9 protein-coding genes are annotated in these 14,092 nt (G+C 33.9%); 7 read left to right on the top strand and 2 right to left on the bottom strand.

Annotation, left to right across the window (positions count from 1 at the left end; translation table 11 throughout):
• Window positions 1-29: 29 nt before the first annotated feature.
• Complete coding sequence (locus tag BXU10_RS14890; RefSeq protein WP_078228125.1) at window positions 30-1,550, bottom strand: ATP-binding protein; 1,521 nt, start codon at window positions 1,548-1,550, stop codon at window positions 30-32.
• 374 nt (window positions 1,551-1,924) lie between these two features.
• Between BXU10_RS14890 and BXU10_RS14885 the strand changes: the two genes are divergently transcribed.
• Together BXU10_RS14885 and BXU10_RS14880 are read left to right on the top strand one after the other, a co-directional pair.
• The gene (locus BXU10_RS14885; RefSeq protein ID WP_078228124.1) at window positions 1,925-2,527 is read left to right on the top strand and encodes a biliverdin-producing heme oxygenase; all 603 of its coding nucleotides are present in this window, start codon (window positions 1,925-1,927) and stop codon (window positions 2,525-2,527) included.
• Window positions 2,527-4,797 (top strand): ATP-binding protein, encoded by a 2,271-nt coding sequence (locus BXU10_RS14880; RefSeq protein WP_078228123.1) that lies wholly within the window; start codon window positions 2,527-2,529, stop codon window positions 4,795-4,797. Before BXU10_RS14885 ends, BXU10_RS14880 begins: the two co-directional genes overlap by 1 nt.
• A gap of 24 nt (window positions 4,798-4,821) precedes the next feature.
• On the opposite strand, the gene BXU10_RS14875 is transcribed toward BXU10_RS14880, so the two are convergent.
• A complete protein-coding gene (locus tag BXU10_RS14875; RefSeq protein ID WP_078228122.1) occupies window positions 4,822-5,700 on the bottom strand; it encodes an AraC family transcriptional regulator in 879 nt (292 codons plus the stop codon).
• Between the two features lie 230 nt (window positions 5,701-5,930).
• Between BXU10_RS14875 and BXU10_RS14870 the strand changes: the two genes are divergently transcribed.
• From BXU10_RS14870 to BXU10_RS14850, 5 genes are all read left to right on the top strand, one after another.
• Entirely contained in the window at window positions 5,931-7,574 is a 1,644-nt protein-coding gene (locus tag BXU10_RS14870; protein WP_078228121.1) for an alpha-L-fucosidase, read from the top strand.
• 98 nt (window positions 7,575-7,672) lie between these two features.
• Window positions 7,673-10,297, top strand: coding sequence for a glycoside hydrolase family 31 protein (locus BXU10_RS14865; protein ID WP_078228120.1), 2,625 nt, complete (start codon window positions 7,673-7,675; stop codon window positions 10,295-10,297).
• Window positions 10,266-12,254, top strand: coding sequence for a glycoside hydrolase family 97 protein (locus BXU10_RS14860; RefSeq protein WP_223255468.1), 1,989 nt, complete (start codon window positions 10,266-10,268; stop codon window positions 12,252-12,254). The genes BXU10_RS14865 and BXU10_RS14860 overlap by 32 nt, the downstream gene beginning before the upstream one ends.
• Window positions 12,255-12,274: 20 nt before the next feature.
• Window positions 12,275-12,616 (top strand): L-rhamnose mutarotase, encoded by a 342-nt coding sequence (locus BXU10_RS14855; protein WP_078228119.1) that lies wholly within the window; start codon window positions 12,275-12,277, stop codon window positions 12,614-12,616.
• Between the two features lie 213 nt (window positions 12,617-12,829).
• Window positions 12,830-14,089: a putative DNA modification/repair radical SAM protein gene (locus BXU10_RS14850; RefSeq protein WP_078228118.1), complete on the top strand. Its 1,260-nt coding sequence runs from the start codon at window positions 12,830-12,832 to the stop codon at window positions 14,087-14,089.
• Window positions 14,090-14,092 lie beyond the last annotated feature (3 nt).

The raw sequence follows: 14,092 nt of genomic DNA, 5'->3' as shown, positions 1-14,092 counted from the left end.
ATACAGATGTTTAACTGTTTAAAAATCAGTTAAATATCTGTATTTTGCATAATATCTTTTTTTTGTCTCAGAGGGAGCGTTACGGTAAACTCGCTTCCATTATTTATTTCACCTGTGGCTGTAATTGTGCCATGGTGTCTTTTAACTATTTTTCTGCAAAGGGACAATCCAAGGCCGTTCCCTTCGTACTGATCCTTAGAGTGCAGTCTTTCAAAAGCATTAAATATTTTCTCAGCGTAAGCCGTGTCAAGTCCTATTCCGTTGTCTTTTATGGTAATTTGAACTGAGTCAGTTTCATCAATTTTTATTGCCTCTCCTGATATTATTATTTTAGGAGGTTCTTCTGATTTTGAGAATTTTAATGCATTGTGAATAAGATTGTAAAAAAGCTGATTGATTAAGATTGGTGCCCCTTCTATTACAGGTAATTTACCAATGATTAAGATGGCGTCTTTTTCATTTATAATCAGTTCCAGATCTGTTTTTATACTTTCTATGACCTCATTAAGGTTAATTTTTTCAAACGGCTGTTTGTTTTTATCCATAGTTGAATAGGTGAGAATCCCTTCAATTATATTTTGCATTCTCTCTGCAGACTGATCTATTCTGTTTTGATATTTAATAATACTTTCACTAAAATTTGCTCCTTTGTCATTTTTAATCAGCCCATTGAAAATCTTAATTTTGCGCACAGGCTCTCTGAGATCGTGGCTTACCACGTTAGCAAAGTGAAGTAAGTCATCATTAGACCGACGTAATTCCAGAGTATTTTGTTCAACCTGTTTCTTTAACTCTTCCTGAAACTGTTTATGTTCATGAATATCAAGGATACTTCCTATAATCTTTATTGGCAAATCATTTTCATCGCAAATTATTTTCCCGCTAACCTTAATCCATATTGAGCAAGTTTTATTTATTATTCGGGTTTCATACATTATAAGACCTGTATTCTTGGCCTCTTTAATCGCTTTTTCACGGGCAAACAAATCATCCGGATGAAGTTTTGACAGTAATTCATCTATGTTGGGTGTGTTTTCACTGCACATGATAGTATTGAAATTATCACATGTTTTAATCTCCTTAGTTAGTAAATCAATCTCATAAGTTCCTATTCCGGATGATTCAACAGCAATTCGCAGTCTTTCTTCAATACTTTGGATTTGTTGTTTGGCAAGGTATAAATCAGTAACATCAACTCCGGTATTCATCACACCATACACTTTTCCATCCGTATCAAACAATGGGATGAAGCTGTAATTGAAATAATGGGATCGCATAGTACCGTTAATGAGCAAATCTACTTTTTTGTTTTCACCATGAAAGGCAATTCCGGTAGAAAGTACAGTAGTTGCCTGATCAAAGAAATCTTCTTTTTTGATCTCAGGAAGAACATCGAGATAATGGTTTCCTATTACATTATCACCCTTACCCCAGGTTTTTATCATAGCAGTATTAGCTAATTCAATTTTTAATTTGCTACCTGTATAAACCGCTATTGGCAAAGGTGTATTATCAATTATATCCTTTAAGATTCTGATGTTTGAATACATGACGATATGTTAATTTTATACGAAGCTAATTTTTAAAAATCCAATTTTGTTATATTAAGTAAGTAAAGTGTTTCATAATTATTACACTCCGAAAGTTTAAATTTTACTAAAAATACTTAAACGATTCTTAAACATCAAAATTATTATAGCATTATTAAAATATAAATTAAGATTTTTTTTGATTAAATTGTTACTATTTTTGTCTAACAAAGTAGTTTATTAATTAAACAAAATTGCTTGCTAAAGCGTATTGTTAATTAACATAATTTGAAGTGTTTACAAAGGTTCTATTCTGTCGGAAGTAAAACATTTTTTTTACATTTGTAAGGAGAAGTAATAATTTAACTCTCCAAATAAAATAATATAGTTAATTAATGAGTGGAAATTTGACTTCTTTAGTACCTTCAGCCTTTATTAGTGATTTAAAAAATAAAACTTCAGATTCCCACAGAAAATTAGAAAGCCTTCCAATATCAGCCTCGATCCTGTCTCCTTACATGAAAATATCAGATTACATTCATTATTTGAGTCTGATGCATGATGTTCATAAAAACACTGAAAATGTTATTTTTCCATTATTATCAGAGATTATAACTGATTTGCATGAAAGAAAAAAAAGTCATCTCATCGAGGATGATTTAAACTTTCTAAAATTTAATAAAAGGGATTCAAATTCTGTTTTTGATACTCAGGAAATCACGGTACCTTTTGCTCTTGGAATTTTATATGTTATAGAGGGTTCCAGTCTGGGCGGAAGATTTATATTAAAAAATATTTCAAAAATTCGGGGTCTTGACAATGGTCAGGGAACTGTCTATTTTCAGGGTTATGGAGATACAACAAGTAATTTTTGGAAAAACTTCCTCAGCTATTTGTCAGAATATGAAGAGAATCATCATTGTGGAAATGCAATCATAGAAGGAGCAACCTATGCTTTTGATAGTATTTACAATCATTTTAGGAGTATAGAAAAATAATGAAAATTAAAGACATTGTTAATCGTGATCTTGTTACATTAACGAACTGTGAACATGAACCTATTCATATACCGGGTAAAATCCAGCCACATGGTTTTCTGATTGGTTTAACTTCCGAAGGGAAAATAGATTTTTGTACCGCAAATATTTCGTGGTATGTCAGCGTTACACATACGGAAGCACTTGGAAAAAAAATTGGTGATATTTTTGGAACAAAAGCAGAAAAGCAAATTTTTGAATATATCAATAATGACAAAAATAAGGATGTTTTTCCCCTTGAAATTGATTTACTTGGAAAGTTTTTTCAAATCAGCATACACAAAAGTTTTGATATTTATGTTTTAGAAGCCGAATTCCAATTTGCAGGTAAAGAAAAGCTCGCCGATGTCTACACACAGACCATTCAGTTTGTAACCCAGATGAATGATACTACTTCACTCAAAGATTTGTGTGCCCTTGTTGCTGAAGGAACACGCAAAATAACAGGGTATGACCGTGTAATGATTTATCGCTTTGATGAACAGTATAATGGTGAAGTTTATGCCGAAAACTGCAGAGAAGATTTAGAACCATTTTTAGGACTGCATTACCCACACACTGATATCCCGGCTCAGGCAAGGGAATTGTATATAAAAAATCAGCTAAGACTTATTGTTGATGTTGATTATGTACCAGTTCCGATTTTTACAGTTGATGATAAAGAAGGTAAAAATCTGGATTTAAGTCTTTCGATATTAAGAAGTACATCTCCAATTCATGTTGAATATTTACAAAATATTGGTGTCGGCGCGACGCTTACCATTTCGCTTATCCATAATGACAGATTATGGGGGTTAATCGCATGCCATCATTATTCAAGTAAAAATATTTCTCCTGAAATCAGACTGGCTGCTAAGCTTCAGGGGCAATTTATTACTTCACAGATTGATATACGCCAGTCAAATGATGAAAATGTGAACGCCCAACAAACAGCTTTAGCTCTGGAGCAATTATCAGGGATGCAATTTCCACTTTTGCAGGAATCAGTTCAAACTATAGTAGAGGTGCCTGAGTTATTAAATATTTGTAATGCAGCCGGCGTATCGATTATTAGCAAAGGCAAAATATACAAAAACGGCCTGGTTCCTGCCGAAGAACAAATTGAAAATTTAATAGCTAAAATTAAAAATAAGACCTCTGACAAACTGTTTGTTACTAATAAGTTAATTGATCATTATGATGACATAGGTAAATATTCCAGTTTTGCAGGGATTATTTATCATTCCGTTGGAAACTCTGATTACATAATCTGGTATAGACCTGAAACAATATCCGAAATCAACTGGGGTGGAGACCCTGAAAAAGCTATTATCAAAGACAGCACTGGTCTTCATCCGAGGAATTCTTTTGAAATCTGGAAACAGATCATAAAAAACCAGAGTACTCCATGGAAACAATATGAAGTAAACGGAGCAGTACAATATGCGCATACGTTACACAATCAGCTTATGATGATTTCGTTGAGTGAAGAAGAAGAAAAGTATCGAAACCTTAGCGAAATATTAAAAGAAACTAATTCAGAACTTGAAAACCTTAACTGGATTAGTACTCACGATCTTCAGGAGCCCTTGCGTAAAATTCAGTTATTTACTTCCAAAATGCTGTCTGAACCGAATATTAACCAAAGTGAATCTATTTTTACATCTTTACAGAAAGTATCTAAATCTGCAGGCAGAATGAGAATTTTGCTTGATGATATTCTTAAGTTTTCACGAATAAAATATACAAGGGAGAATTTAGAAAAAATAGATTTAAATAATATTCTAAAGATGACGCTGGTAGAAATGGAAGAAACCATTTCTGAAAACAATGCAGTAATCGAATATGAGAATCTGCCGGAAGTTCATGCGATATACTTTTTAATACAGCAATTGTTTTCTAATATTATCCAAAATTCTTTGAAGTTTGCGTCTTCTGAAAGAACTCCTCATATTAAAATAACAGCCTCACAGGAACCTGAATTAGTACGCCATTCTAATAAGATTTACTGTCATTGGATTTGTTTTTCGGATAACGGAATTGGCTTTGAGCAAAAGTATGCAGAAACTATTTTTAAAGTTTTTGGAAGATTGCACAATCAGGAAGAATATAAAGGCTCAGGTGTTGGTCTGGCATTATGTAAAAAAATTATGCAAACCGTTGGAGGTACAATTCATGCTACAGGTAAACCAGGAAATGGGACTGAGGTAAAAGTTTATTTCCCGTGTGATCCTTTGGATACTCTTTTGTAATCATTTCGTAATTGAAAACAAAACTCATTTTAAATCGGTATTTTGATTGCGGTACTCACCTGGTGTCAGGCCTAAAATTTGTTTGAATATTTTTGAAAAATGAGGTAAATTAGAAAAACCTGTGTCAATAGCGATTTCTAAAAATGTATTATTTGTAGTTGTAATGAGGTATTGGGCTCTTTCTATCTTCTTTTCATGAATATAGTTTAACGGTCTTTGGCCTGTATGAATTAAAAATTGTTTTGAAAAATAATCCTGATTTTGATTTATTCTTTTCGCTAATGCTGCAACGGTAAGATTTTCACTTATATGAAGCTGTACATAACTCATAGTATCCAGAATTTTGGAAGGTATCAATTGTGAATTGTTTATTTTGAAATCTTTTGAACTCAAAAATCTGGAAACCAATTGAAGAAGAATACCCTGGTTTTCAAATTGATGGTGCGTTTTCATTTTATTATTAAGTGACTGATATTCCTTGTAGTAAGCTTCTTTCTCATAAACCTTCGGATTATCTGACCGGTTAATTCCTCTTCCCGGATTAGTTTTAAGTAATCTTTTAATCAGTAAAATATCAATTTCACTGGCAGGCAATTTCATTACGCTTCTATTATTGTTAAACAATGATATTCCATCAGGAGATTCTTCAAAAAATTGAATAAAATACTGACTCAGATAAGCATCACAATTTAGGTTACAAATGCTAAAACTTGGTATAAGATATAAATTACCAGGCTCTAAAGTCAGACACTGAGTACTGTCTGAAATAAATCCAATTCCATCATCAATATAGTAAAGTCTGTAATAAGGACTAATAACATTATCATAATTCCAGTGATGATTCAGTTTTACATAATCTACATGTAATAAGGAGAACGAATATTTGAAAATACTTTTAGACATAATAGTAGTAAAAAGACGTTTTTGAATAATAAAAAATCGTTTTTGAATAAAAAATGTTTACTCCTCTTCGGTTATATTTGTTTTTATTTATCCTAAATTTTAAGAATAAAAAAATAATACCAAAAATAATAACAGATAAATTTATATAATACTTAATTATATACTCTTTTATAAAAATTTAAAACAATATAGTAAAGTAAATAAATATAATCGGAAATATATAAAAAAATATGAATAGACGTAATGCTTTAAAATTAGCAGCTTCAGGATTAGTAGGCTTATATCTGTCACCCTTATTAGCTCAGAAAAATGTATTTAGTTCTTCAGTATCTAATGGACCCTTTGAACCTAATTGGGATTCTCTTGCTAAATATGTGGTTCCGGACTGGTTTCGTGATGCCAAATTTGGAATGTGGGCTCATTGGGGACCGCAATGCGAACCGGAAGCGGGTGATTGGTACGGAAGAGGAATGTATGAGGAAGGCTCACGACAATATAAAATTCATGTGGAGAAATACGGGCACCCTTCAAAATTTGGCTTTAAAGATGTAATCAATGTCTGGAAAGCTGACAACTGGAACCCGGAGGAATTGGTGAATTTATATAAAGATGCAGGAGCCAAATATTTTATGGCAATGGCAAATCATCATGATAACCTGGATTTGTACGATAGTAAATACCAGCCAGAATGGAATTCGACTAAAATAGGACCTAAAAAAGATATTATTGGAGGCTGGGAAAAAGCAGCCCGTAAAGCTGGTCTGCCTTTTGCAGCAAGTGTACACGCAGCTCATGCATGGAATTGGTTTGACACTTCTAAAGGTGCTGATAAAAATGGTCCTTTGGCAGGCGTTCCTTACGATGGCAATTTAACTAAAGCTGACGGAGCAGGAACCTGGTGGGAAGGATTGGATCCTCAGGATTTGTATGCACAAAATCATCCATTAAGCGGAACACCTTCAGATAATTCATCCATACACAGTCAGTGGAACTGGGGTGATGGGGCTTCAGTACCATCATCAGCCTATTCTGAAAAATTTCATGACAGAACGATCGATTTGATCGAAAAATACAATCCTGATATGATTTATTTTGACGATACGGCATTTCCGTTGTGGCCTGTTAGTGATGCCGGTTTACGTATAGCAGCGCATATGTATAATAAAAGTCTTCAGAAAAATAAAACCGTTCAGGCAGTAATTACAGGTAAAATTTTAACTGAACAACAGCGCAAAACCATGGTTTGGGATATCGAAAAAGGACAAAGTAACAATATCGAATCTTTGCCATGGCAAACAGACACCTGCATTGGTAACTGGCATTATGACCGAAAAGTTTATAATGATAAGCGTTACAAATCGGCAAAAACAGTTATTCATACTTTAATAGATGTAGTGAGTAAAAACGGAAACTTAATGCTTAATATTCCGGTACGTGGTGATGGAAGTATCGACGAATTAGAACGTACCATCGTGATGGAAATTGGTGTCTGGATGAAATTAAACAGCAAAAGTATCTATGGTACCCGTCCATGGAAAATCTTTGGCGAAGGCCCCCAGCAGGCAAGTGCAGGAGCTTTAACTGCACAGGGTTTCAACGAGGGAAAAGGTAAACCTTATACATCAGAAGACATTCGTTTTGCTCAAAAAGACAAAAAACTGTATGCTACAGTAATGGCCTGGCCAGAAAACGGTACTGCTGTTATCAAAAATTTAGGGACATCAAATCCGTATCATACAGAAAAAATAAGACAGATAAAATTAGTAAGTACAGGAGAAAAACTAAAGTTTAAACAATCTGAGCAAGGTCTTGAAGTATACTTTCCAAGTAAGAAACCGGAAGCTTCTTATGCAAATCCTTTAGAAATAATTTAGATCTAAAAAACTGCCTGCAAAAATGATGATAATAGAGACTGCATAATTTTAAAAAATATCTCGGCACTTTAGAATTCTTATAAAAATAAATTGAAACAATGAAGCAAATAACAATTTTATTTGTCTTGCTTATTCCAGTGTTTGGTATTGGACAAGTGGTTAAGAGTTATAAAAAACATACTGATAAAGTACTTATAACTCTCGATAAAGGAGAATTACATTTAAGTCCTTTAACTGAAAATGCCATCAGAGTTCAGTATGGACTGGAAAAGAAAAGTCAAATTCCTGAATTAGTTTTTACTTCAAAAGTTAAGGTGCCAGATTTTAAGATTTCGGAGTCAGGCACATTAATTGAAATTGCTACATCAAAAATGACCGTTGTAGTAGATAAAAAGAGTGGTGCATTGTCTTATCGCAATTACGAAGGAAAAGTTTTTCTTAGCGAAAAATCAGGCGGACGTATTCTTAAACCAGGCTTAGTACAAGGAGAACCATGCCACATTGCTGAGCAAAGGTTTAGTACTTTACCTGACGAATATATCTTTGGTACAGGTCAGTTTCAGGACGGATATTTGGATATTAAGGGATTGCCCAGAAGGTTAACTCAGGTAAATACACAAATTGCCATACCATTTATTATGTCTAGCAAAGGCTATGGTTTGCTATGGCATAATTACGGACTTACTGATTTTAATCCTGCCGATACTATTGTGAATTTAAAGCCTTCAGGTACAAGAGGAGAAGCCATCACAGTTGATGTTACCACTGCCAGTGGAAATCAAAAAGAGACTCGCCAGGACGGTGTCTTTACCGGAAATTTTGAGGTTAAAGAAAATGCTGAATATGCGATTCTATTAGATGTAGGGCAAAAAATGGCCAGAAAATGGCAGTTATCCATTGATGGTAAAGAAGTTATTAATTTTAAAAACCATTGGCTGCCTCCCACAACGAGTATATTGGTTAAACTAACGGCAGGTAAACACTATATTGTGGTTACAGCAGAAAAAAATGATCTTCCTGTATTGTATTATCACAAAGTTGTTAATGAAACCGTTTTTAGATCTCCTGTCGCTGATAAGCTGGATTATGTTGTTTTTGCCGGAAATTCAGATGAAGTTATTTCCAACTATCGTGACCTGACAGGACAGGCCCCGCTTATGCCCATATGGTCTTTAGGTTATATCCATTGTCGTGAACGTTTTACCACTCAGGATGATTTGCTTGAAAATGCCCGAGTATTCAGAGAGAAAAAAATACCAATGGATTTAATTGTGCAGGATTGGCAATATTGGGGAAAATACGGATGGAATTCGATGAAATTTGATGAACAAATGTATCCCGATCCTTCTGCAATGGTAAAAGAACTGCATCAAATGAATATGAGGCTGATGCTTTCTGTTTGGTCCAAAATTGATAAAGAAAGTGTACTTGGTAAAGAATTTGACAAGAAAAATTATTATATCCCAAATACCCAATGGGTAGATTTCTTTAATCCCGATGCAGCAAATTATTATTGGAAGAGTTTTAGTGAAAAGCTTTTAAAACCATATGAAATTGATGCCTGGTGGCAGGATGCTACTGAACCGGAAAATGATGATTTGGTAAATAGAAAAATAAATAACGGAACAACTCCAGGAGAGCAGATGCGAAATGTGTATCCGATGTACGTAACAAAAACAGTATATGAAGGTTTACGAAAAGATGCTCCGGATAAAAGAGTTTTTATTCTTACAAGAAGTGGGTTTTCCGGACAACAGCGTTATGCATCAGCCGTTTGGACCGGAGACATAGGTAACGACTGGGAAACCCTGCGCAGACAACTAACAGCCGGATTAAATTATTCGATAACAGGATTGCCCTGGTGGACTTTCGATTCAGGAGGATTCTTCCGTCCCGGTAAAAGTCAATACACAGATACTAAATTTCACGAACGCTTTTTAAGATGGTTTCAGTTTGCTACATTCTGTCCATTACAAAGAGTACACGGATATGAAACGAATACTGAATTTTGGCGATATGGTGAGAAAGTAGAAGCTGAATCTTTAAAATACTTAAACCTTCGTTATCGCCTAATGGCCTATATTTATTCGCAGGCAGCTGACATCACTTTTAAAAACGGAACCTTGATGCGGCCATTGATAATGGATTTTGCAAATGATACAAAAGCACTTCAGCAAAATTACCAGTATATGTTTGGTTCAGCTTTTCTTGTTGCCCCTGTTGTTTCAGAAGGTGTGGAGAACTGGGATGTTTACTTGCCGGAAAACCAATCAGGATGGTTTAATTTTTGGACAGGAAAACACTATAAAGGCGGACAGACAGTACAAACAGCTGCATCTCTCTCGACCATTCCCTTATATGTAAAATCGGGTTCTGTAATTCCAATGGGAGAAAAAATGCAGTATACAAATGAAAAAAAAGCCGATACATTACAAATTAGAGTGTATACAGGAGCTGATGGCAAGTTTGAACTTTATGAAGATGAAGGGGTAAATTATAACTATGAGAAAGGAGCTTTTTCGACGATACTTTTTGAATGGAACGAACAAAAACAAACGTTGACCATTGGAAAACGAAAAGGTGCAATTTTTAAAGGATTAATTGAAAACCGGGTTTTTAATATTGTTTGGCTTGATGAATCAAACGGTATTGGTATAGAAAACGTAAAAACAAATGTTTCGGTAAAATACAATGGAAATAGTATTGTTATTCGAAAAAAATAAAAACATCAAAGTAAGATCAATGAAATACATGTATTTAATATTCTGTCTCCTTATTTCAACTTTGTTTACAATAAATGCTCAGGAAATTGTATCCCCAAATAAAAAAATTAAGGTTATTGTCTCTCAAAAAGAATTTAATGAAAAGCCGTATGGACAAGTATACTTCAAAATTTTGTATAAAAACAAATTGGAATATATTGAAGTAATGCCAAATTCACCGATGGGTATCTACAGAGAAGATCAGCCGTTTACTAATAACCTGAAATTTGTGGGTGAATCAAAAATGCAAGAGATTAACCAAAAATATGAAATGATTTCCGGTAAGCGAAAATTGTGTGCTAATTTAGGAACTGAAAAAGTCTTCAAATATGTAAATTCGAATAACAAACCCTTAAAAATTGCTTTTAGAGTTTATAATGACGGAGTAGCATTTCGTTATGAATTTACAGAGAAAACAGATTCATTAATTAATATTACAGACGAAAGCACCACTTATGTTTTTCCACCAGCTACTAATCGTTGGTTGCAGAAATATACTGAATCGTATGAAGATTTTTTTCCTTTTTCAGACACAGGTAAGAGCGATAAAGATAAACAAGAATGGGGATTTCCAGCCTTATTCAAAATAAATAATAATCCTGTTTGGGTATTAATTTCTGAGGCAAATATATCTAAGAATAATTGCGCTGCAAAATTAAATAACGCTACAAATCCAAACGAGTACAAAGTAACCTATGCTTCAGCCAGAGATAATTTTAAACAAACGGGAGTTAAAACTAACTTACCATGGAGTTCGCAATGGCATACATTAATCATTGGTCAATTATCAGATATAGTAGAATCAACTTTGATTACTGATGTCAGTGAACCTAATACATTAACAGAAACGAACTGGATAAAACCGGGTGCGGTTTCCTGGATTTATTGGGCTTACAATCATGGATCTAAAGATTATCAAAAAGTGGTAGCATATACAGATTTGGCTGTTGAAATGAACTGGCCCTATCTTCTTATTGACTGGGAATGGGATGCAATGAGTAACGGCGGAAATATAACTGATGCGGCAAATTATGCTAAAAGCAAAGGTATTAAACCTATGATTTGGTATAATTCGGGAACTTCATGGCTTGAACCAACTCCTGTTGACCGTTTGTTAACAGCTGAAAAAAGAGCTGAAGAATTTGCCTGGCTTAATAAAATTGGAATATATGGTATTAAAGTTGATTTTTTTGCCGGTGACCAACAGGATATGATGAAATATGGTATTGCTATTTTGAAAGATGCAGCAAAATATAAGTTAATGGTAAATTTTCATGGCACAACAGTGCCTCGCGGCTGGGCTCGTACATATCCGAATTTAATGACTACAGAAGCCGTTTATGGTGCCGAATGGTACAATAACAAACCCGTTCTTACTTCTAAAGCAGCAGTACACAATACAACACTTCCTTTTACCAGAAATGTAATTGGTTCGATGGATTATACACCGGTAACTTTTTCAAATTCGCAACACCCTCACATTACATCATATGCACACGAACTGGCACTATCAGTAGTTTTTGAATCTGGTTTTCAACATTTTGCCGATAAACCAGAAGCTTATATCAATTTGTCTCCAGAGCCCAAAGAATTTCTAAAAAATGTTCCTGTAACCTGGGACAACACCAAACTTTTGGATGGTTTTCCTGGGGATAAAATTATTATAGCCCGAAAAAAAGCAAAACAATGGTATTTGGGAGGACTTAATGGTAAAGACGAATTGCAAACATTAAAAATAAATTTCGATTTTCTTGATGTCGGAAAATTTAAATTAAAACTTATTAAAGACGGCTTAGATGATAAATCATTCGCTGTTGAAGTAATAAAAGTAAAAAAAGGAGATATTTTGAATATTCAATGTCTGCCAAGGGGAGGATTTGTAGCAGTTTTGGAGAAGTTAAGTACAATGAAAAATTAATAAACAGAATTTAAAAAATTATGACTTCAAAAAAACTATGTTATGCCTGTGATTTGGTTAATAATCCGGAATTAATAGAACAGTATAAAAAATATCATTCTAAAAGTAGTACCTGGCCCGAAATCACTAAAAGCATTAGAGATTCGGGGATTTTAGATATGGAAATTTATATACTTTCCAACAGGTTGTTTATGATTATGGAAGTTGATGAAACCTTTAGTCCCGAGCGCAAACAAAAGATGGATAACGAAAACCCCAAAGTTCAGGAATGGGAAAATTTAATGTGGAAATTTCAACAAGCCCCTCCAACTGCAAAGGAAGGAGAGAAGTGGTTACCTATGGAACAAATTTTTAAATTGTAATTTTTTACATTACAGTTTCATCTAAATTATAAAGCCTCCAAAGTCAATATCTTTGGAGGCTTATTTTTGCTCAAATGAACCAAAAGTCTTTAATTATTTTTTAGATTTTTTGATACAATTTAGAACAGAACATAAAAAAAATTTGTTATGATAAATAACTAATTTTGATTGTGATAAATTTTCAGTTTAAAAAAAACAATAAATAGAATCAAAATGGTGAATGAGAGAGTGATGGAGAAGTTAGGCATATTGGCTGATGCGGCCAAGTATGATGTTTCATGTTCGTCTGCACTAAGCAAACGTGAGAATAAAAATAAAGGACTGGGTAATGCTAAAGGTTACGGAATTTGTCATGCTTTTACTGAAGATGGACGGTGTGTATCACTGCTAAAGATCCTGCTTACCAATCATTGTATTTTTGACTGTGCTTATTGTGTAAGCAGAAAAAGCAATGATGTGAAACGAGCCGCTTTTACGGTAGAAGAAGTAGTGGATCTTACCATAGGTTTTTACCGAAGAAATTATATTGAAGGGCTGTTTTTGAGTTCGGGTATTTTTGATAACGCTGATTATACGATGGAACGTTTGGTAAGAATTGCCAAAAAATTGAGATTGGAATATAATTTTAATGGTTACATACATTTGAAAGCAATTCCCGGAGCCAGTGATGAATTACTAAAAGAGGCTGGTCTGTATGCTGATCGTTTAAGTGTAAATGTTGAAATGCCAACTGAACAAAGTCTTAAATTACTGGCACCCGATAAAAATCATGTTGATGTGATCAATCCAATGAAATATCTTAAAAACGAGATTATTGGATACAAAGAAGAAAGAAAATCAAATTATAAAGCACCACTTTTTGCTCCTGCAGGACAAAGCACACAAATGGTAATAGGAGCAACACAGGAAAGCGATCTTGAAATCCTGGGTATGGCAGATTATTTTTATCAGCAAATGAATATGAAACGCGTCTATTATTCGGGTTATGTTCCTATTAGTTATGATAATCGTCTTCCCGCAATTGGTACACCGGTTCCAATGATACGTGAGAATCGTTTATATCAGGCTGATTGGCTGGTTCGTTATTATGGTTTTAATGTAAATGAGATAGTCGGTTTTAATCAGCCAAATTTAGATCTGGATATAGATCCTAAGCTGGGGTGGGCTTTACGCAATCTGAATCAATTCCCGGTTGATATTAATACAGCCGATTTAGAACTAATAAAGCGTATTCCCGGAATTGGATATTTGAGTGCTACGAAAATTGTCGCAGCAAGAAAATTTAAAAAAATAATGCCTCATGATTTGCAAAAAATGGGAATAGCTTATTCCCGGGCTAAATATTTTCTCGCCTTTGCGACACCATTTCAATTACAAAGGGATTTAACCTCCATCCAAATCAAGGATCATATTTTAAATTCTCAAAAAAGTAAATATAAAAATGACTTCTCAAATCAGCTTGCATTATTTTAAACA

Origin of the sequence: Flavobacterium sp. LM4 (genome assembly GCF_002017935.1) — a bacterium.
Taxonomy (GTDB): Bacteria; Bacteroidota; Bacteroidia; order Flavobacteriales; family Flavobacteriaceae; genus Flavobacterium; species Flavobacterium chungangense.
The sequence above is the reverse complement of the archived record's forward strand: the minus strand, read 5'-3'. Positions and strand labels throughout refer to the sequence as shown.

Excerpts from the sequence above, each read along its gene's own strand:
- BXU10_RS14875 (WP_078228122.1), bottom strand. The coding sequence starts at position 5,700 with ATGTCTAAAAGTATTTTCAAATATTCGTTCTCCTTATTACATGTAGAT.
- BXU10_RS14855 (WP_078228119.1), top strand. The coding sequence starts at position 12,275 with ATGACTTCAAAAAAACTATGTTATGCCTGTGATTTGGTTAATAATCCG.
- BXU10_RS14865 (WP_078228120.1), top strand. The coding sequence starts at position 7,673 with ATGAAGCAAATAACAATTTTATTTGTCTTGCTTATTCCAGTGTTTGGT.
- BXU10_RS14885 (WP_078228124.1), top strand. The coding sequence starts at position 1,925 with ATGAGTGGAAATTTGACTTCTTTAGTACCTTCAGCCTTTATTAGTGAT.
- BXU10_RS14890 (WP_078228125.1), bottom strand. The coding sequence starts at position 1,550 with ATGTATTCAAACATCAGAATCTTAAAGGATATAATTGATAATACACCT.
- BXU10_RS14880 (WP_078228123.1), top strand. The coding sequence starts at position 2,527 with ATGAAAATTAAAGACATTGTTAATCGTGATCTTGTTACATTAACGAAC.
- BXU10_RS14850 (WP_078228118.1), top strand. The coding sequence starts at position 12,830 with ATGGTGAATGAGAGAGTGATGGAGAAGTTAGGCATATTGGCTGATGCG.
- BXU10_RS14870 (WP_078228121.1), top strand. The coding sequence starts at position 5,931 with ATGAATAGACGTAATGCTTTAAAATTAGCAGCTTCAGGATTAGTAGGC.
- BXU10_RS14860 (WP_223255468.1), top strand. The coding sequence starts at position 10,266 with ATGGAAATAGTATTGTTATTCGAAAAAAATAAAAACATCAAAGTAAGA.